The sequence below is a fragment of the Klebsiella sp. CN_Kp104 genome (assembly GCF_040064515.1).
In the GTDB taxonomy this organism is placed as follows: domain Bacteria; phylum Pseudomonadota; class Gammaproteobacteria; order Enterobacterales; family Enterobacteriaceae; genus Klebsiella; species Klebsiella aerogenes.
In genome coordinates, this window is record NZ_JBEAII010000007.1 from 183,226 (window position 1) to 201,728 (window position 18,503).

The following is an 18,503-nucleotide window of genomic DNA, read 5'->3' on the forward strand; positions in this document are numbered from 1 at the left end:
CTGGCAATCGAGAGTTCAATAGAACTATGCGATGACCGGGCTGTAAAGCCTGACGAGGCGCCAATACCCCATACGAAGCTCGAGCTAATTTGATTTTTGGAGAATAGACATGTCCCGAGTCTGCCAAGTTACTGGCAAGCGTCCGGTGACCGGTAACAACCGTTCCCACGCACTGAACGCGACTAAACGCCGTTTCCTGCCGAACCTGCACTCTCACCGTTTCTGGGTTGAGAGCGAGAAGCGTTTTGTCACCCTGCGCGTATCTGCTAAAGGTATGCGTGTAATCGATAAAAAAGGCATCGATACAGTTCTGTCTGAACTGCGTGCCCGTGGCGAAAAGTACTAAGTACTTAGAGGAAATAAATCATGGCTAAAGGTATTCGTGAGAAAATCAAGCTGGTTTCTTCCGCTGGTACTGGTCACTTCTATACCACCACGAAGAACAAGCGTACCAAACCGGAAAAAATGGAACTGAAAAAGTACGATCCGGTTGTACGTCAGCACGTTATCTACAAAGAAGCTAAAATCAAATAATTTTAGTCTCCTTGTACTAAAACCCCGCCCCGGCGGGGTTTTTTGTTTTATGCTTCATCCTTCGAGCTACAGGTGCGTTGGCTGCATGCGTTCAGTCTGGCCGCTTGCTTTATTAAGCCTTCCGGCCTCTCTTCCCGCTGCCTCCCTGTCACCCGAAACTGTGTGGTTAAGAGGAAAAAAATGCCTGAATTACCCGAAGTCGAAACCAGCCGTCGCGGCATTGAGCCGCATCTGGTGGGCGCTAACATCCTGCATGCCGTAGTGCGCAACGGGCGCCTGCGTTGGCCAGTATCCGAAGAGATTTACCGCCTCAGCGACGAACCGGTGCTGAGCGTGCGCCGACGCGCCAAATACCTGCTGCTGGAGCTGCGTCACGGCTGGATCATTATTCATCTTGGCATGTCCGGCAGCCTGCGCATCCTCAGTGAAGAGCAGCCGGCTGAAAAACACGACCACGTCGACCTGGTGCTGAGTAACGGTAAAGTGCTGCGCTATACCGATCCTCGCCGCTTTGGCGCCTGGTTATGGACTAAAGAGCTGGATGGTCATCCGGTGCTGGCGCATCTCGGCCCGGAGCCGCTAAGCGATGAATTCAACGCCGACTATCTCCAGCAGCGTTGCGCGAAGAAGAAAACCGCCATTAAACCCTGGCTGATGGATAACAAGCTGGTGGTGGGCGTGGGGAATATCTACGCCAGCGAATCGCTGTTTTCCGCCGGGATCCATCCCGATCGGCTGGCCTCGTCGCTCTCGCATCAGGAATGCGAGTGGTTAGTGAAGATGATTAAGCTGGTGCTGCTGCGCTCGATTGAGCAGGGTGGAACGACGCTGAAGGATTTCCTGCAAAGCGACGGTAAACCGGGATATTTCGCCCAGGAGCTGCAGGTATATGGCCGCAAAGGCGAGCCGTGCCGGATCTGCGGCACGCCGATTATCGCCAGCAAACACGCTCAGCGCGCGACCTTTTATTGCCGCCAGTGTCAGAAGTAGTGGAGAGGGTTGGGGATTATGCCCGGCCAGATAAGCTGGCAGCCCCGCTACGCGCAGCGCGAGCGGGGGCAGGAAATGCTACTTCAGCTTATTTAACAGCGCCTGATGTACGTTAGGCGGCAGGAAGTGGGAGACGTCGCCCTGGTGGCGCGCCACTTCCTTAACCAGCGATGAAGAGATAAACGACCACTCTTTGCACGGCATCAGGAACACGCTTTCCAGCGTGGGCATCAAATGGCGGTTCATGTGCGCCAGCTGCATTTCATATTCGAAATCCGCCACTGCCCGCAGGCCGCGAATTAAAATATTCGCCTGCTGCGCGCGGGCGAAATTGGCCATCAAATCGCTAAAGCCAATCACCTCAACGTTGACCAGATGCGCCGTTGCCTGCTCCGCCAGCGCAATGCGTTCATCGAGGCTAAACATCGGTTTTTTGCTCGGGCTGGCGGCGATGGCCAGCAAAACCTTATCAAACATACCCGCCGCACGGGTGACGATATCGATATGGCCGTTGGTGATAGGGTCAAAGGTGCCCGGATAGATCGCTTTTGTGCCCATAATTACACTTTCTCCGAGTAGCCGCGGCTGAGTGCCCACAGCTCGGTGTATTTATTAAACGTGTATTGCGCATTGACTACCGCCAGCAGCCAACCCTGTTTTCCATCCAGCACGCCGCCGCGCAGCAGCAGCGTTTTCACGAAGGCGCCCAGCGTATGGCTGAAAATCCCCGCCATCGAGGTTTTCTTGCCCTTCTGATGGCGCTCAAGCGCCCAGGCTGCGGCATACGCCAGCTGTTTCTGCTGGAAGCCGGAGAAGTCGCGGCAGGTCAGGTGCAGCAGATCGCCGCTGAGCGGCACGACTTCGGCGCCGAGGCTATCCAGAGATTCATGCACCAGATTATCGTTATAGCGGTAACGCGCGCGTTCGTACAGGCGCATCACCCGATCGGGATACCAACCGCTGTGGCGCATAAAACGCCCGAGGAAGTAGTTACGCCGGGCGATACTGTAGATAACGCCGCGCTGCGGCGCGTCCAGTACCTTGAGAATAGCCGCTTTCAGTTCAGGCGTAACGCGCTCGTCGGTATCAATCATCAGCACCCAGTCGTGAGTGGCGTAATCCTGTGCGCGCTGGCGCTGAATGCCATAGCCTCGCCAGTCGGTATTGCTATAGACCCGCGCGCCGAGGCTACGGGCCAGTTCGACGGTATTGTCGGTACTGCCGGAGTCCAGCACCACCACTTCATCCGCCCAGCTTACCGACGCCAGGCAATCGGCGAGCAGGTCGGCGGCGTTTTTGGCGATCATCACGACGGAGAGTCGGGTCGACATTAGTGGCTCCGCTGCGGCAGGTAGGGTTGCAGTAACTGTAGCAGACGCGACAGCGCGCCCTGGTTTTGGTGTAGCACTTCCACCGCGTGGCGGCCGTACCACAGTCGATAATCTTCGTCCGTCAGCAGGGTAGAAACCTCTCTGACCAGCGAGTCGGCGTCCGTGACGGTGATCAGGCCATCATCCTGCTGCAGCTTGGCGCAGATATCTTTAAAGTTGAAGGTATGCGGGCCCATCAGCACCGGAATAGCATGGGCGGCGGGTTCGAGCGGGTTATGCCCGCCACGTTCAACCAGGCTGCCGCCGACGAACGCCAGGTCGGCAATGCCGTAGAGCAGCATCAATTCGCCCATGGTATCGCCAATCACCACTTGGGTGCTGTTCGACGGAATTTCACCGGTGCTGCGCATGGTGAAGCTCATCCCGGCCTTTTGCACCATATCGCGAGCGTCGCCGAAGCGTTCCGGATGGCGCGGCACGAGGATCAACAGCAGGTCGGGGAAGGTTTCCAGCAGTTTTTTATGTGCCTGCAGGATGATTTGTTCTTCGCCGTCGTGAGTGCTGGTGGCGATCCACACTTTACGGTGCGGCGCCCACTGGCGACGCAGGGTAACGGCGCGGGCCGCCAGTTCCGGGGTGACGGAAATATCGAATTTCAGGCTGCCGGTCACCGCCAGTTGGTTACGTTTGAGGCCAAGCGCGAGGAAGCGGTTGCCGTCCTCTTCATTTTGCGCGGCGATAAGCGTAATACGGCTTAACAGGCGGCGCATGAAGCCGCCGAGTTTGGCATAACCTTTCGCAGAACGCTCTGACAGGCGCGCGTTGGCGATAACCAGCGGGATTTTACGTTTGTGCAGCGCGGCGACCATGTTCGGCCACAGCTCGGTTTCCATCACGATGACCAGTTTCGGCTGTACGCTGTTGAGGAAACGGTTCATGGCGCAGGGTAGGTCATATGGCAGATAGACGTGATGAACATCTTTACCGAAGGCAGACATCGCTCGCTCTGAGCCGGTTGGCGTCATGGTAGTGACGGTGATGGGCAGTGAGGGATAGCGATGGCGTAGCGCGCGTACTAACGGGATCGCCGCCAGCGTTTCACCGACGGAGACGGAGTGCAGCAGAATGCCATCCGGCACTACCTTGTTTTGACAGAAGCCATAACGTTCAGCCCAGCGTTTTCGGTAGGCCGGCGCCTTACGGCTGCGCAGCAGCAGTCGCAGCCACACCAGCGGCTGAATGAGGTAGAGTAGGGTGGTATAAAGCAATTCCAAACTATTTATCCGTTTTAGGTTTTTTGCGGGCAAATTCTAAGCATTTAACCCGCGTAAAGCTATCTCTTTGGCGCTTTCCCAGTCCTTTTGTTGTCTTCCATACCCGATGTTGGCAAAGGTGGGCAATGATTGCCCACCTTCTATACGCCGCAGAATTATTGTTCCGCAGGAGGGAGTGCATTCAAATGATAGGTTACACGCTCAGAAAGACCGCGAATATCGCCGCCAGTAATAAAGTAACTGTCATCTTTCTGATTAGGGTTTTCAATGGTGTACCCTAACATTTTGTTGATCAGCGTTGCCAGTTGATAGTGGTTCAACGGCATCTGAGGCGCAATATTGTGCATTGAATAGGCCGGGTCGTTACTAAAGTAGAGGAACGGAACCTGCGCGATTGGCATTGAAACGATAGAGTGGCCAAATAAGCCGCCATCGCCGACGCGTTCACCGTGATCGGAGGTGACGAAGACCAGGACGGGTAATTTCGACTTGGCCATAACCGCGCGAATCGCCGAGGCCAGTTCACGATCGTAAAGGCGAACCGCGTCATCATACTCGTTTTTCTTCTGGGTGACTTCATCGCCGGCTTCCGGTGTTGAGAAGCGGGCAAATCCCTGTGGAATGTTGCGGTCGTAAGGGATATGTGGCGCCCGGCTGTTAAGAACCATCAGGAACGGCTTCGCCCAGTTAATATCGGCTTTTTCTACTGAGGGGGTAAGAACCACATCAGCGCCGATTTCTGGCGCCGGTCGCACCTGTGTATCTTCCCACAGGTTGAGCGCGTGGATGCCAATCCAGTTACTTAAGCCTTCCAGCCCTTGGGCAGAGATAAATGCCGTTTGATAACCACGCTTCTGCGCATTAACAAAAATGTTCGCTGATTTATTCTTGTAGGCGGCGTAGTTGTCAGGCTCGCGCAGGTTATTGACCAACATCGGAATAGCCACGCGAGTAGAGACGGCATTGGAGACGATTAGCCGTCCGGTTCCCTGATATTGCTCCATAAGCGCTTTCAATTCAGGGGTGGTATCTCGTTCATAACCCAACGCGCTAATGTGGTGCGGGTTCAGGCTTTCACCGATAGCGAGAATAATAGAGTAGCGGCCGACCTGGCTTTGCGGGATCGGCGTGACTTTATACGGCTCGTAGGTTGTTAGTTTCTGGTTATCACCGGAAATCGCCTCTGGTATCAGGCGAATAGCGCTGTAGCTCATGGCCGAAAGGCCGTTACGCAGAAGCGAGTGACGCAGATCCGGGTTGAACTTATACATCTGGCCGTTGATCGCTTTGTAAAACTGGCCGACAAACATCACCAGAATCGCTACCAGACATGGCATGGCCAGCAGCTTAGGCCACTGCGGCGCAAAACGGCGCGTAAAGAACAGGGCAAAAACAACAGCGATAAACATGATAACGAAGTAAATTCCCAACGTGCCGAGGCTGTCGGTAATGCCGCTGGCGATATCTTTGGTTTCGACGAACGCCAGCCATACCTCGCTTGGGCCATAGAACTGGCCATAAAACTGATAGTAAATCGCTTCGCTAATTTGCACGATGAAGGTAATCGCCAACAGCAAGCGGGTGATTAAGAAGCGTATACTTACCGCCGCCAGCAGCGAAATAATCAGATAAAGCGAGAGGTCTCCAGCCTTCGGGCTATAGACGTGGTCCTTTAACAGGATAATGATTTCTGGCAGCGCGAACAGCACGGCAAAAGCGACCGTCAGCAGTAATGTACGTATAAGATTGCGGTGTAAAGTCATCATCGTAACTCAGTACTTTTTGGTCAAAGGACGAATCGCTTTGCCAAAACCAAAGCGGAGGGCGCGGACCGGCATTGAACGTGCATTCAAACCCTTGCGCCAGATATCTTCAAAAAGCGCCATCCAACGGGCGGCAACGGCTTCCCTTGAATAGACCTGAAGCCGTTTCTCCCCTTGTTCGCGCATCTTTTGATAGAGCTCGGGGTCGTTCTTTAACTTCATGATCGCTGCGAAGGCTTCGTCCGGATTCTTAGCTATCAGATAGTCGAGTTCGCTTTCGCGAATTGCCCGGAACGATTGTTCATCGTCGCAAATCATTACCGTTTTGCCCAACCAGTTATTGATAAGCTTGCTGGCCGGTTTGCGCGCTAGCTTATGGTCATGTGATTTACGGAAACTCACACAAATATCGACATCGCGGTAGTCTGTCCAGTTGTTGAACGAGATACGCAAGGCAATACCTTGTTCAGCCAGGCGTTGTTTAAATTCATCGCTTTGATATTCCGCCGGGAAACTATCGACGCGCCCGAAATAGGCCACGGTTTGAATAGTGTTATCCGTGCGCTCGCGCGGCTGAACACCCGGCTGCGGCCAATAAGGGACGAAGATACGATTACTGTGACCGTCAACTTCCGGATTTTGGTCAACGACATAATCCGCGCCGATAACCGGTGGTCGGTCAGCGCGCGCGACGACGGTGACACCTCGCCAGGGCTTGACGCGAGAACCGAAATCATCGTTATGCATCAGATTGATAGCATCGGGGCGGCATTCAGAGCCGAAAGAGCATTCTATCGCGTCGCCATAATAATAATTGAGGGCCAGCGTCGTCTGGAATGTCCAGCCACCGCGTCCGCCGCAATAAAAACGCTCTGGAATGGTGTTGGGATCGACCCGGTTATCGAGCAGCGTCTGGAAGTCAGCATAATTTTTAGCGATAAAATCGCTGCGAGAAACGGCGTGCAATTTAAGCTTATTCATAGGTTCGCTTTATTTGACCAGTTTTTTTAAACGAAAATAACGACGTCCCAGACGCCAGCGGAGGCGTAATCCACGCGCATTTTTCCAGATCATCGACCAGATGCCGCGGTCAAAGAGTTCTTGCGTAATTTCCCTTTTTTTGGCGAGGTCTTCGATATTATTGATGCTATGCAGAATACCTAAACCCTCTTTAGCGATTTGCCAATGACAGCCGGGAACGCGTTTCACCTGTTCCGGGTAGCGCTGATTAATGGCATCCAGCATTGTCAGTATTTTCATATAGTGACGTGAAGAGCGCATCCGCGTATCGTCGGTACCAGGGGTATGGGATACCGAAGCTGAGTGGATCAGATAATCATAAAAGACTTCATCGATGTACTGCACGCGTTTGGCTACCAGCAGTATTTCGGTCGTCCAGGGAATATCCTGATGGCGTAGCCCCGGTTCGAAAGAAAAATTATTTTCTTTAATCAGCGCGTGGCGATAAATATTTAGCCAGGTGACGTGCAAAAACTTGCGCGACTCCAGCGCCATATTTAGCCAATCCGGCCCCTCAAGGACGCCAGTGGACGCAAGACGGTCTGAAGGGAATATTTTTTTGCTGGGACGCCCATCATCATAAATGTAATTACCGTTACAGGTAGCGACGTCAAGGTTGTTCTGGTGGGCGATCTCCAGTAAACGGGAATACATCCCCGGGTAGATTACGTCATCGATATCGGGGAAGGCGACATACTCTCCCCGCGCTACCGCAAGACCGCTATTACGTGCCGCGGACACGCCGCCGTTGGCCTGATCGATGACGTGGAACTGGGCAAACTCACCGGCGTAGTGGTTGATAACAGAAGCAGAGTTGTCCGTTGAACCGTCATTAACGACGATGATTTCAAGGCCGCTAATTTGCTGAGCTTTTATGCTGTCAAAAAATGCGCTCAGGAATTTCTCACCGTTATAAACCGCGACGATAAGGCTCAGGACAGGAATGTCTGACATGCTTACTCCGTGATAAAAGCGGGACGTCTAGTGCTACGCTTGGACACTGTTTGTGTTGCAGAGTTCGGATATGAACTGCGCCAGCGCTCTCTATTATCTATGATGCGATAAAGAAAGCCACTGGCGCGGAGGTATGGTTAGTCGTTTGGCGAATAATTCTCACGCGGTCGCAGCGCGGCGATGCCGATGAGCAAACCAGTCAACATCATATATTGCTCGAGATAATGGTCTTTGAGATTGTGGTCGACCATGGTTCGCGAGAAGAAGCCGATGGTAAACAGCAGCAGGAATAACCCAACCATAGTTTTACCATGGCGGAATTCACGCCAGCCGATATACCAGCAGCCCGCCAGTAAGATAAGCCAGCCGGCAATCCCGACCACGCCGTTCTGCAGGCCAAATTCGATTAGCCCATAATGGCTGTGCGGAATCGTAATATGCATATCCTGAGTATCGCGACGCAGAATATAGCGAAACGCCTCTTTGCGAGGGCCAATTCCTGCCGGGTGCTCGCCAACAAGCTTCCAGCCTTGATGGAAGAAGCTGGCTCGGCAGCCGTTAGAGTGATCGATCTCTTTACCCTGGGCGTTGAGCGGGATAGTGCCGTCAACGCGGTTATAGCAGAAGCTGGTAAATGGCGCGTTCCAGCCAGCGACCGCATCGCTTTCCAGACTCTGCCAGCGCGGATCGGTTTTCCAGGAGGCGTAACCGAGGAAAATCGCGGAGCAGAACAGAGCGACTAACAGGCCTAAAGTAAGTACGACGCGGCTGCGGCGCTGGGCGTTCAGGCTAAGCAGGATAAAGGTCGAGAACAGGCTGCCGACCAGCCCTATTGTGCCCCAGCGCGTATCAACCAGTGCGGTACAGATGAGGTTAGAGATCAACAACAGCGTAACGATCGGGGTATTCAGACACAGGAAGCGTTTTTTGATTAACGCTCGGGCCAGTAATTCCGCCAGCAGGAAGCCGGTTATCATATTGACCTGGAAGCTCATACGGGTGCGGTTATAAACAATCCGCGTTTCGCCCCAGTGGATATAGCCATCGCGCCAGTACAGCCAGGCGGAATCCAGGAGATGAATACAAATCACGCCCCAGAAACACAGCACGATCAGTGTGAACAGCCGTGCGCTGGTTAGGGAAGGGAACTGGGTTTGCAGTACCGGCATCAGAATCAAACCGGAACAAAACAGCAGGACCGGGCGCAGCCATTGTCCATCCCAGGTACCGACCATTTCTTTTAGATCCGGGGCGACGAACAGGCCGTTGAACAAGATATAAAGCGTTAGTAGCCAGAGGGTAATCAATACAAACTTTATTTGGTGTGTATCAAGCTTCTGGCGAGCGGTGCGGCTGGTAAAGAATAGGCCGAAACTGCATAAAATAATGGTGTAGATAAAACCATTGCGGTTGAAAAGGAGTTGGTCGTTAGGAATCGGCCAGACAAAACATAATGCCAGGACGTACAAAAACGTCAGTCCTGCAAAAAAATTACGGGTTTTAGTCATAGTTTAGAGGCGGGTTTGACAAACCAGCTTTCCGGCAGCGTGAGTTAACAATATGACAGAAGCTGAAATGCCAGCCACCGTCAATAATCCGTGGATGGGAAAACTAACATACATCGTACTTATGAAGAAGAGGGATAATTGTAAGCGGTCGCGCATTCCTCGTTGCGTTCCTCACAGACCATGCACATCTCCGCTCTCGATGTATATACTATCGCTCCACTGTCAGGAACTGGAAAAGTATGCACATCGTTCACACTGAAGCCGATGGCGGCAAGGGCGGCCAGCCTCTGCGCATCATTAATGAATCGTTAGGTATGGTGGCCCGGGGTCACACCGTGACCATACTGTGCCCGGAATCTGCGCCGTTGCATCAGATGGCGCAGGCGGCAGGATTAACCGTCGTCACGATGCCATTAAAGCGTAAAAATCTGAGTAATCTGATGCGGCTGCGGCGCTGGCTGTTGGAACAGGAAAATAATATCGATGTTATTAACAGCCATAACTCAGCCGATACCTGGCTGGTGGCGTTGGCTAACTTGACTCTGGCAAATCCTATTCCGTTAGTGCGTACGCGCCATGCCTCCGGCGTTCCGCGTAATAACTGGACAACGCGTTGGCTGTTTCGCACCGCCTGTGCGCACATCGTTACGACTGGCGAAGCGCTTCGTCATCAAATGACGGCGCTGGGCGTACCGCTTGAACAAACCACTTCAGTACCGAGCGGTGTGGATACGCAGCGTTTCTATCCTGATGACAAATATGATGCTCGAGCGTATTGCGAGCTCTCGCAGAACGATTTTTGGCTAGGTGTCGTATCGCATCTGCGCCCTAACAAAGGCCACAGCGTGTTGCTGAAAGCGTTAGCGCAAATAAACGATCCCACGGTGAAGCTGGCGATTGTCGGTGAGGGGCCGCACCGCGAGGCCCTGGAGGAGCAGATTATTCAGCTCAATCTGCTATCTCGTGTGGTGATGGCAGGGCATCGCCCTGACCCGCAGCGCTGGTTCCCGGCTTTTGATGTGGCAATTAGTCCTTCTCATGATATGGAAGGCGTGCCGCAGGGGGTCTTACAGTCTCTGGCTTCGCGGATAGCGACGATTGCTACTGATGCTGGTGGTACTGGTGATGCGGTTATCGACCGCCGGACGGGGTTACTTATTGCGCAGAATGATGTTGATGCGCTACGGGAAGCGATCGTTACTCTCTATCAGGACGCATCACTGCGCCGCCAGTTAGCGGAGCAGGGCTATGAGTATCTCACAACCCATTTTACTCGCGAATGTATGTTAGAGGCGATGGAAAGCGTTTTCCGCTCGGCGGCTCAGCGTAAAAGATCGCGATAAAGCGCCTGCAGTTCTTCCGCCATGCGTTCAAGCGTATAGGGGGCGGCGGTGGCGCGTGCGTTGGCCGCAAAATCAACGTTGCGCTCGCGGCCCTTTAACCATTCGCCGATGGCATCCTGATAGCCAATGACGTCGAGCGCATCGCATACCCAGCCGTTGATGCCTTGTTCAATCCACTCCGCTGCGCCACAGCCGAAACTGGTTAGCAGCGGTAGTCCGCAGGCCATAGCCTCGACGCAGACGTTAGGGAATGGATCGTACAACGTAGGTAAGATCAGAGCGTCGGCCGAACCATATACCTGGCGTACATCGGAAACCGGACCGAGAAATTTGACGCGATCGGTAATCTTCAACCGCTTCGCCAGCGCGCTAAAACGATGCGCATGTTTATCGCGCCCGGCGATCAGCAACCAAACGTCAGCATGAGCGGCGACGGCGCGCAGCGCTGTCGCGACGCCTTTCCGCGAAAATCCTGATCCGACATAGGCCAGTACCGGCGCTGACTCGGGGATCCCCAGTGAGCTACGCAGGGACAACGCTTTAACGTCCGGATGAAAATGCGCGGTATCGACACCGTTGTAGATAACGGTTAGCCGATCGTCGGCGAGTTGAAAGCGGCGCGCGATATCATCGCGAACCATTTTTGAATTACAGATAACTTTGCGTAACGCGGGGTGTGTGAACATCTCCCGCTCAGCGCTGAGAATATAGCGATGGTAATGGCTAAAGGACTGCGCCAGACGAGAGAGCGGCGAAAGGATGCGGTTATATTGCTCAAGCCAGGCCGCGTGCACGCCATCGCCAGCGCGGAAGATCGTCGCACCGGGGATGCGCTCATGGCACTGTACGATATCAAAGTCTGCGAAATGAGCGGCAGCGGCCTGAGCGAAGCCGCGTTCACGTACCGTGCGGTTACGGAAAGGGGGATTTACCGTCAACGTTTTCCAGTTTGCCGACTCCTCCCATGAGCGGGCGATCAGCGTGACGTCCAGCGCGGAATCCTGCGCTAACACGTTAAGCGCGCGCGAGACAAAACGCTCTGCGCCGCCGTTAGGGTTCCAGGTTTGGCGAACGATAGCCAGTTTCATCATGGAGATTCCAGTAACAGAGTGTCAATCGCGCTCAGGACTTGCTGCGGAGTAATAGCAGTGATGCAGTCCGAAACCTGACTGTCGCCGCAGCCGGCTTTGCCGCACGGCTGGCAGGTAAACCCGGCGGTAATCACACGATATGGCACGCCCCACGGCGACCACTTGATAGCGCCGGTTGGGCCGAAAATGGCCACCGTCGGCGTTCCGACCGCGCTGGCTAAATGCATCGGCATTGAATCAACGCCGAAGTAGAGACGGGCGTGCTTCATCAAGGCGCCAAGCTCTTTCAGATTTAACTGTCCGCTCAAATCGAAAACCGGCTGGGTGAGAGCGGCGCGCAACTCGTTCATGTAGGCCGTTTCTTCTTTCGACGGCGCGGCAGAAAGAATAACAGGCAAACCGCGTGCGGCCAGGGTGTCAATGGTCCTTGCCAGTTTGTCGATTTGCCAGGCCTTAAACATCCAGCGCGAGGTCGGGTGCACCAGAATATAGGATTTACTGCTAAGGCCGAAGGCGTCGAGTTTTTCAGCGATCGATTTCTCAGCCGCCTCTCCTGGTACAAAGAGCGTATTTTTGTCCGCCGCGTTTTGCGGGTGGATACCGATACGACGCAACGCATCGAGATTCACCTCAACCATATGACGAGAGTTATCCTGAATCGCCGGATACAGCGTGGTAAATGATTTTACCCAACGACGACGCGCCAGGCCGCTGCGCTTATCGGGTTTGAAACCGACCGACACGCGGGGCTTCAGGCGACGCGCCAGACGCGCGCCGTGCCAGTGTTCGGTCAGGTTAATCAACACGTCATACTGACGCGCTTTTAGCGTATTGAGCAGTTCGCGATATAAGCGAAACTGCGCGAGCCAGCCTTTTTTTCGCCACTGGCGGCCAATCGTATGCACCTGATTAATATACGGATGACTGGTCAACATCGCCTGAGTATCGTCATACACCAGGGCATCCACTTCGGCGTCTGGCCAGTTTTTTTTCATTACCGTAAAGACTGGCGATGTTAAAAGTACATCGCCATGGTGGCGAAGCTTGATGATCAGCACGCGTTTAGGCGGACGTTGCTCTGAAAAAAAATCAGACATAGGCTTTCTCTGCTACCAGCAATGGCTCTATTTGTGCAAAAACCGCAGCAGCGTCTAAATCGGCAAGCTGCGATGAGTTAACCGGGCGGATAATATGCTGATTTTTACCATATCCGCCAATCAGTCCCGGATCGGTTGGGCCGTAGAGCGTGAAATTGGGTTTATCGAGCGCGGCGGTCAAATGGCTCAGGCCAGTATCGACGGAAACCACGCCGCGTGCGCCAGCCAGAATCTGGGCGACCTGCTCAAGACTCATGCGCGGCAATACGTCGACGTTCTTGCGCCCTTCCGCCAGCCGTTTTGCCCGCGCCTCTTCATGCGGCGCGCCCCACGGCAGTTTGATCCGTACGGCGCTATCTGCCAGCAGATCGAGAAGCTCTTGCCAGCGCGCTTCCGGCCAGTGTTTATCATCGCGGGTGGTGGCGTGCAGGAAGACCAGATACGGCTCTGCTACCGGTGAGTCGGGGCGAATAAAGTGGCGCGCGATGGCGTAATCACCCTGCGTCTGCGGCCGGGCATAGCCGAGGCTTTTGGCGAACAGTTCGCGCGTACGCTCTACCGCATGCTGTTGAACGGCGATATGGTGGCGACGGTTATAAAACAGGCTCGCCAGCGGCTCGCGGGCGGACTGCCAGTCCATGCCATGTTTAATGCCATGCGCCAGACGCGTCACCAGCGCGGCGCTTTTCACCAGCCCCTGGGCATCGATAATAGCATCGTAGTTGACGGCCTTTACGGCCTCGCGAAAGGCTTTTCTTTCCGCTTTGATAGGCGCGGAAAACCAGGCTTTGCGCCAGCGGCGAATCGCCACCGGAATCACCCGCTCGACGGTCTCATGCCATGAAGGGATCTGTGCGAAGCCCTCTTCAACCACCCAATCAAAGCGGATGCCGGGAATGGCCTGCGCAGCGTCGGTTAGCGCGGGCAGCGTGTGTAGTACGTCGCCCATGGATGAGGTTTTTACGATCAATACCCGCATCCGTTACGCTTCCTCGTGCTCGGTTTTTTCCGCTAACAGTTCGTTCAGCTCCTGCAGGACGCGTTCTGGAGTGATGTCGATCAGGCTCTGATGATAACCTTCAGCGGCATCCCCTTTGCGCACTTTGTGGTAGCCGCTAATCAGGCGAATAACCCGTGCTTTGTGCGACAGCGGCGGGGTAAAGTCCGGGCTGCTCGGGCCGTACAGCGCCACCAGCGGGCGGTCCAGGGCGGCGGCGACGTGCATCAGCCCCGAATCGTTGCTGACCACGGCCTGACAGGCGGCAATCAGGATCACGGCCTGTTCCAGCTGGGTTTCGCCAGCCAGATTACGGCACCAGGCCTGCTGCTCGCTGCTGAGCGCGGCGATGATCTCTTTGCCGGCATCGTTATCTTTTGCTGAGCCGAAGAGCGCTATCTGATAACCATCGTCAATGAGCTTTTTCGCCAGCGCGGCGTAGTGATAATGCGGCCAGCGTTTTGCAGGGCCGAATTCTGCGCCGGGGCAGAAGCCGATAATTGGCCGATCGTTTGAGAGATTAAAGGCGTTGCAGGCCTGTGATTTTTCGCCGTCGTTGACCTGCAGGTGCGGCCACAGCAGCGGCTGTGGAAGGTCTTTAGCGCAGCGCATGACGCCGTTGTCGTAGGCCAGCGCTACGTAGCGCTCCACCATCAGCGGCCAGGCGTCTTTATCCAGCACGCGGGCGTCGTTGAGCAGGCCGTAGCGCATTTCGCCGCGCCAGCCGGTGCGCAGCGGGATGTTGGCAAAGAAAGGCACCAATGCCGATTTAAACGAATTCGGCAGCACATAAGCGCGATCGTAACGACGATCGCGCAGGCTGTGGCCGAGTTTGCGGCGTTCGCCGATAGCCAGCGCGCCGTGGCCCAGCGGCATGGCAATCGCTTCATTGACTTCCGGCATGCGCGATAACAACGGACGGCACCATGCCGGTGCCATCACGTCGATAATCGCCTGGGGATAGCGCGCCCTGAGCGTACGATAAAGACTTTGCGACATCATCATGTCGCCCACCCAAGACGGGCCTATCACCAATATTTTCATGCTTGTTTCTTACGCGTCGCGGTTGAGCCAGGCCATATATTCCGTTACGCCTTCGGCAACGGTTTTGAACGGTTTGTCATAGCCCGCTTTACGCAGGTTAGTCAGATCGGCCTGGGTGAATGCCTGGTAGCGGCCTTTCAGTTTGTCCGGGAACGGGATGTACTCAATGCTGCCTTTCTTATGGTACGCCAGGGTCGCATCGGCGACGGCCTGGAAGGATTCCGCGCGGCCAGTACCGAGGTTGAAGATACCGGAAACACCATTTTCCCAGAACCACAGGTTCACCGCGGCGACGTCGCCGACATAGACGAAGTCGCGTTTGAATCCATCGCTGCCTTCGAACAGTTTCGGATTTTCGCCATTATTCAACTGGGTATTGAGGTGGAAGGCCACGCTCGCCATGCTGCCTTTGTGGCCTTCGCGCGGCCCGTAGACGTTGAAATAACGGAAGCCGACGATCTGCGAATCTGCTTCCGGCAGGATCTGACGGACGTATTCGTCGAACAGGAATTTTGAGTAGCCGTAGACGTTCAGCGGTTTTTCGAATTCGCGGGATTCGATAAAGTCGCTGGTGCGCCCGCCGTAGGTGGCGGCGGAAGAGGCGTACAGGAACGGGATTTCACGCTCCAGGCAGTAGTGCAGCACCTCTTTGGAGTACTGATAGTTGTTATCCATCACATACTTGCCGTCCCACTCGGTGGTGGAAGAGCAGGCGCCTTCGTGGAATACCGCTTCGACCTCGCCGAACTCTTCGCCAGCCATAATCTGGATCAGAAAATCTTCTTTATCCATGTAGTCAGCGATGTCCAGATCCACCAGGTTTACGAATTTGGTGCCGTCTTTCAGATTGTCTACAACCAGAATATCGGTGATGCCTTTGTCATTCAGGGCTTTAACGATGTTGCTGCCGATAAAGCCTGCGCCGCCGGTTACGATGATCATAACTGTACCTTTGAAGTAGAGGGTCCGGAGACAATCCGGACACGAATACTCATATCATATCACTACATCCGAAAGGCTTCAGCCATTCGCCGAAAAGGTGCTGGCCACGCGTGATTTATGCTGCAAATAATTCATTCAGGCATGCATCATCTCGTATCAACGTATAGCTTTGGGTAATATGTGCCAAATTTTGCCGAATCTGGAGAGTTGCAATGCGTGGTGATTTCTACAAACAGTTAACCAATGACCTGGATACCGCGCGCGCGGAAGGGTTGTTTAAAGAAGAACGTATCATTACTTCGGCTCAGCAGGCGGACATCACCGTCGGCGACAGCCACGTCATTAACTTCTGCGCCAACAACTATCTGGGCCTGGCGAACCACCCGGAACTGATCGCCGCGGCGAAATCCGGCATGGACAGCCACGGCTTCGGGATGGCCTCGGTGCGCTTCATCTGCGGTACCCAGGACACGCATAAGCAGCTTGAGAAAAAACTGGCGGATTTCCTCGGTATGGAAGACGCGATTCTCTACTCCTCTTGCTTTGATGCCAACGGCGGCCTGTTTGAAACGCTGCTGGGGCCGGAAGACGCTATTATCTCTGATGCGCTGAACCATGCGTCGATCATCGACGGCGTGCGCCTGTGTAAAGCGAAGCGTTTCCGCTATGCCAACAACGATATGCAGGAGCTGGAAGCGCGTCTGAAAGAAGCGCGCGAAGCTGGCGCTCGCCACGTGCTGATCGCCACCGATGGCGTTTTCTCGATGGACGGGGTGATCGCCAACCTGAAAGGCGTCTGTGACCTGGCGGATAAATATGATGCGCTGGTGATGGTCGATGATTCTCACGCCGTGGGCTTTGTCGGCGAAAATGGCCGCGGTTCCCATGAATATTGCGACGTGATGGGCCGCGTCGACATCATCACCGGTACGTTGGGTAAAGCGCTGGGCGGCGCGTCAGGCGGTTACACCGCCGCGCGCAAAGAAGTCGTTGAGTGGCTGCGCCAGCGTTCCCGTCCTTATCTGTTCTCCAACTCCCTGGCGCCGGCCATCGTCGCCGCTTCCATCAAGGTGCTGGAGATGGTGGAAGCGGGCAGCGAACTGCGCGATCGCCTGTGGGCTAACGCGCGCCTGTTCCGCGAAAAAATGACCGCCGCAGGCTTTACCCTCGCAGGCGCCGACCACGCGATCATCCCGGTGATGCTCGGTGAAGCCACCATCGCGCAGGAATTCGCGCGTGAACTGCAGAAAGAAGGTATTTACGTCACCGGTTTCTTCTATCCGGTGGTTCCAAAAGGCCAGGCGCGTATTCGCACCCAGATGTCGGCGGCGCATACCCCTGAACAAATTGAACGTGCGGTGGAAGCCTTTACCCGCATCGGCAAACAACTGGGCGTCATCGCCTAATAAGGGTGTGAGATGAAAGCGTTATCCAAACTGAAAGCGGAAGAAGGCATCTGGATGACCGACGTACCGGAACCGGAAGTCGGCCATAACGATCTGCTGATTAAAATCCGTAAGACCGCGATTTGCGGTACCGACGTGCACATCTATAACTGGGACGAATGGTCGCAGAAAACCATTCCGGTTCCGATGGTGGTGGGGCATGAGTACGTTGGCGAAGTCGTGGGTATCGGTCAGGAAGTTCGCGGCTTTAAGCTTGGCGATCGCGTTTCCGGCGAAGGGCATATCACCTGCGGACATTGCCGCAACTGCCGTGGCGGTCGTACCCATCTGTGCCGTAATACCATCGGCGTGGGGGTAAACCGCCCGGGCTGTTTCGCTGAATATCTGGTGATCCCGGCCTTCAACGCTTTCAAAATCCCGGATAATATCTCCGACGACCTGGCATCCATCTTCGACCCGTTCGGCAACGCTGTGCATACCGCGCTTTCCTTCGACCTGGTCGGTGAAGATGTTCTGGTTTCCGGCGCTGGCCCGATCGGCGTGATGGCCGCGGCGGTGGCGAAACATGTCGGCGCGCGTAACGTGGTGATTACCGATGTTAACGAATATCGTCTGGAGCTGGCGCGTAAAATGGGCGTCACCCGCGCGGTTAACGTCGCTAAAGAGAATCTTAACGACGTGATGGCCGAGCTGGGGATGACTGAAGGCTTCGACGTGGGTCTGGAGATGTCCGGCGCGCCGCCGGCGTTTCGTACCATGCTTGATACCATGAACCACGGCGGACGTATTGCGATGCTGGGTATTCCTCCGTCGGATATGTCTATCGACTGGACCAAGGTTATATTCAAGGGGCTGTTTATCAAAGGGATTTACGGCCGCGAAATGTTTGAAACCTGGTATAAGATGGCGGCGCTGATCCAGTCTGGCCTCGATCTTTCGCCGATTATCACCCACCGTTTCGGTATTGATGACTTCCAGAAAGGCTTTGACGCGATGCGCTCCGGCCAGTCTGGCAAAGTGGTACTGAGCTGGGATTAAGCGAATTATCGTCAGGATGACGATAATAAGCATTCTTGCTGCCCATGAATCATGGGCAGCTTATCCTTTTCATATATATCGATAATAAAGTTATTGTTATTACTACGGTCACTATTGAACTGGTGTCGGGTTTATTTATATTCTGCCATATCTTCATATAACAAGGATGAG

General features: G+C 54.6%; 18 protein-coding genes. 6 read left to right on the top strand and 12 right to left on the bottom strand.

Annotated elements, in window-relative coordinates:
* Window positions 1-109: 109 nt before the first annotated feature.
* The 3 genes from rpmB to mutM all read left to right on the top strand — a co-directional run bounded on the left by rpmB (window position 110) and on the right by mutM (window position 1,524).
* Window positions 110-346, top strand: a complete 237-nt coding sequence (rpmB, locus tag ABLU80_RS10795) for a 50S ribosomal protein L28 (protein ID WP_002436699.1) — start codon at window positions 110-112, stop codon at window positions 344-346.
* Window positions 347-366: 20 nt separating this feature from the next.
* Window positions 367-534: a 50S ribosomal protein L33 gene (gene rpmG / locus ABLU80_RS10800; protein WP_002922510.1), complete on the top strand. Its 168-nt coding sequence runs from the start codon at window positions 367-369 to the stop codon at window positions 532-534.
* 180 nt (window positions 535-714) lie between these two features.
* Window positions 715-1,524, top strand: coding sequence for a bifunctional DNA-formamidopyrimidine glycosylase/DNA-(apurinic or apyrimidinic site) lyase (gene mutM, locus ABLU80_RS10805; protein ID WP_015369156.1), 810 nt, complete (start codon window positions 715-717; stop codon window positions 1,522-1,524).
* 78 nt (window positions 1,525-1,602) lie between these two features.
* On the opposite strand, the gene coaD is transcribed toward mutM, so the two are convergent.
* From coaD to ABLU80_RS10840, 7 genes are all read right to left on the bottom strand, one after another.
* Window positions 1,603-2,082, bottom strand: coding sequence for a pantetheine-phosphate adenylyltransferase (coaD, locus tag ABLU80_RS10810; protein ID WP_015703808.1), 480 nt, complete (start codon window positions 2,080-2,082; stop codon window positions 1,603-1,605).
* A 2-nt stretch (window positions 2,083-2,084) separates the two neighbouring features.
* Window positions 2,085-2,855, bottom strand: a complete 771-nt coding sequence (locus ABLU80_RS10815; protein ID WP_020077684.1) for a glycosyltransferase family 2 protein — start codon at window positions 2,853-2,855, stop codon at window positions 2,085-2,087.
* Window positions 2,855-4,129 carry a lipid IV(A) 3-deoxy-D-manno-octulosonic acid transferase gene (gene waaA, locus ABLU80_RS10820; protein ID WP_015369159.1) on the bottom strand — a complete coding sequence of 425 codons (1,275 nt, stop codon included), beginning with the start codon at window positions 4,127-4,129 and terminating at the stop codon, window positions 2,855-2,857. Before waaA ends, ABLU80_RS10815 begins: the two co-directional genes overlap by 1 nt.
* Before the next feature lie 155 nt (window positions 4,130-4,284).
* Window positions 4,285-5,895, bottom strand: a complete 1,611-nt coding sequence (locus ABLU80_RS10825) for a sulfatase-like hydrolase/transferase (protein WP_348849966.1) — start codon at window positions 5,893-5,895, stop codon at window positions 4,285-4,287.
* Window positions 5,896-5,901: 6 nt separating this feature from the next.
* Window positions 5,902-6,873, bottom strand: coding sequence for a hypothetical protein (locus ABLU80_RS10830; RefSeq protein ID WP_015369161.1), 972 nt, complete (start codon window positions 6,871-6,873; stop codon window positions 5,902-5,904).
* Between the two features lie 9 nt (window positions 6,874-6,882).
* On the bottom strand, window positions 6,883-7,866 hold the full coding sequence (locus ABLU80_RS10835; protein WP_015369162.1) for a glycosyltransferase: 984 nt from the start codon (window positions 7,864-7,866) through the stop codon (window positions 6,883-6,885).
* A gap of 137 nt (window positions 7,867-8,003) precedes the next feature.
* Window positions 8,004-9,374 (bottom strand): O-antigen ligase family protein, encoded by a 1,371-nt coding sequence (locus ABLU80_RS10840; protein ID WP_015369163.1) that lies wholly within the window; start codon window positions 9,372-9,374, stop codon window positions 8,004-8,006.
* 239 nt (window positions 9,375-9,613) lie between these two features.
* Here ABLU80_RS10840 and ABLU80_RS10845 point away from each other — a divergent pair, with 239 nt between their 5' ends.
* Complete coding sequence (locus ABLU80_RS10845) at window positions 9,614-10,717, top strand: glycosyltransferase family 4 protein (protein WP_047079847.1); 1,104 nt, start codon at window positions 9,614-9,616, stop codon at window positions 10,715-10,717.
* Here ABLU80_RS10845 and ABLU80_RS10850 read toward each other — a convergent pair.
* Genes ABLU80_RS10850 through rfaD form a run of 5 tightly spaced genes read right to left on the bottom strand, consistent with a single transcriptional unit; the run spans window position 10,696 to window position 15,888 of the window.
* On the bottom strand, window positions 10,696-11,805 hold the full coding sequence (locus ABLU80_RS10850; RefSeq protein ID WP_026612195.1) for a glycosyltransferase family 4 protein: 1,110 nt from the start codon (window positions 11,803-11,805) through the stop codon (window positions 10,696-10,698). The two genes, ABLU80_RS10845 and ABLU80_RS10850, sit on opposite strands and share 22 nt — an antisense overlap.
* The gene (gene rfaQ / locus ABLU80_RS10855) at window positions 11,805-12,905 is read right to left on the bottom strand and encodes a putative lipopolysaccharide heptosyltransferase III (RefSeq protein WP_015369166.1); all 1,101 of its coding nucleotides are present in this window, start codon (window positions 12,903-12,905) and stop codon (window positions 11,805-11,807) included. The genes ABLU80_RS10850 and rfaQ overlap by 1 nt, the downstream gene beginning before the upstream one ends.
* Complete coding sequence (gene rfaC / locus ABLU80_RS10860) at window positions 12,898-13,884, bottom strand: lipopolysaccharide heptosyltransferase RfaC (protein ID WP_047079848.1); 987 nt, start codon at window positions 13,882-13,884, stop codon at window positions 12,898-12,900. Before rfaC ends, rfaQ begins: the two co-directional genes overlap by 8 nt.
* Before the next feature lie 3 nt (window positions 13,885-13,887).
* Window positions 13,888-14,946: an ADP-heptose--LPS heptosyltransferase RfaF gene (gene rfaF, locus ABLU80_RS10865; protein WP_020077687.1), complete on the bottom strand. Its 1,059-nt coding sequence runs from the start codon at window positions 14,944-14,946 to the stop codon at window positions 13,888-13,890.
* 9 nt (window positions 14,947-14,955) lie between these two features.
* A complete protein-coding gene (gene rfaD / locus ABLU80_RS10870; RefSeq protein WP_015369169.1) occupies window positions 14,956-15,888 on the bottom strand; it encodes an ADP-glyceromanno-heptose 6-epimerase in 933 nt (310 codons plus the stop codon).
* Between the two features lie 212 nt (window positions 15,889-16,100).
* Between rfaD and kbl the strand changes: the two genes are divergently transcribed.
* Together kbl and tdh are read left to right on the top strand one after the other, a co-directional pair.
* Window positions 16,101-17,294, top strand: coding sequence for a glycine C-acetyltransferase (gene kbl, locus ABLU80_RS10875; protein WP_015703795.1), 1,194 nt, complete (start codon window positions 16,101-16,103; stop codon window positions 17,292-17,294).
* A 12-nt stretch (window positions 17,295-17,306) separates the two neighbouring features.
* The gene (tdh, locus tag ABLU80_RS10880; protein WP_015369171.1) at window positions 17,307-18,332 is read left to right on the top strand and encodes an L-threonine 3-dehydrogenase; all 1,026 of its coding nucleotides are present in this window, start codon (window positions 17,307-17,309) and stop codon (window positions 18,330-18,332) included.
* Window positions 18,333-18,503 lie beyond the last annotated feature (171 nt).

Bases quoted from the DNA above. Each gene is read 5' to 3' on its own strand.
- rpmB (WP_002436699.1), top strand. From the start codon at position 110: ATGTCCCGAGTCTGCCAAGTTACTGGCAAGCGTCCGGTGACCGGTAAC.
- rpmG (WP_002922510.1), top strand. From the start codon at position 367: ATGGCTAAAGGTATTCGTGAGAAAATCAAGCTGGTTTCTTCCGCTGGT.
- mutM (WP_015369156.1), top strand. From the start codon at position 715: ATGCCTGAATTACCCGAAGTCGAAACCAGCCGTCGCGGCATTGAGCCG.
- coaD (WP_015703808.1), bottom strand. From the start codon at position 2,082: ATGGGCACAAAAGCGATCTATCCGGGCACCTTTGACCCTATCACCAAC.
- ABLU80_RS10815 (WP_020077684.1), bottom strand. From the start codon at position 2,855: ATGTCGACCCGACTCTCCGTCGTGATGATCGCCAAAAACGCCGCCGAC.
- ABLU80_RS10825 (WP_348849966.1), bottom strand. From the start codon at position 5,895: ATGATGACTTTACACCGCAATCTTATACGTACATTACTGCTGACGGTC.
- ABLU80_RS10830 (WP_015369161.1), bottom strand. From the start codon at position 6,873: ATGAATAAGCTTAAATTGCACGCCGTTTCTCGCAGCGATTTTATCGCT.
- ABLU80_RS10835 (WP_015369162.1), bottom strand. From the start codon at position 7,866: ATGTCAGACATTCCTGTCCTGAGCCTTATCGTCGCGGTTTATAACGGT.
- ABLU80_RS10840 (WP_015369163.1), bottom strand. From the start codon at position 9,374: ATGACTAAAACCCGTAATTTTTTTGCAGGACTGACGTTTTTGTACGTC.
- ABLU80_RS10845 (WP_047079847.1), top strand. From the start codon at position 9,614: ATGCACATCGTTCACACTGAAGCCGATGGCGGCAAGGGCGGCCAGCCT.
- ABLU80_RS10850 (WP_026612195.1), bottom strand. From the start codon at position 11,805: ATGAAACTGGCTATCGTTCGCCAAACCTGGAACCCTAACGGCGGCGCA.
- rfaQ (WP_015369166.1), bottom strand. From the start codon at position 12,905: ATGTCTGATTTTTTTTCAGAGCAACGTCCGCCTAAACGCGTGCTGATC.
- rfaC (WP_047079848.1), bottom strand. From the start codon at position 13,884: ATGCGGGTATTGATCGTAAAAACCTCATCCATGGGCGACGTACTACAC.
- rfaF (WP_020077687.1), bottom strand. From the start codon at position 14,946: ATGAAAATATTGGTGATAGGCCCGTCTTGGGTGGGCGACATGATGATG.
- rfaD (WP_015369169.1), bottom strand. From the start codon at position 15,888: ATGATCATCGTAACCGGCGGCGCAGGCTTTATCGGCAGCAACATCGTT.
- kbl (WP_015703795.1), top strand. From the start codon at position 16,101: ATGCGTGGTGATTTCTACAAACAGTTAACCAATGACCTGGATACCGCG.
- tdh (WP_015369171.1), top strand. From the start codon at position 17,307: ATGAAAGCGTTATCCAAACTGAAAGCGGAAGAAGGCATCTGGATGACC.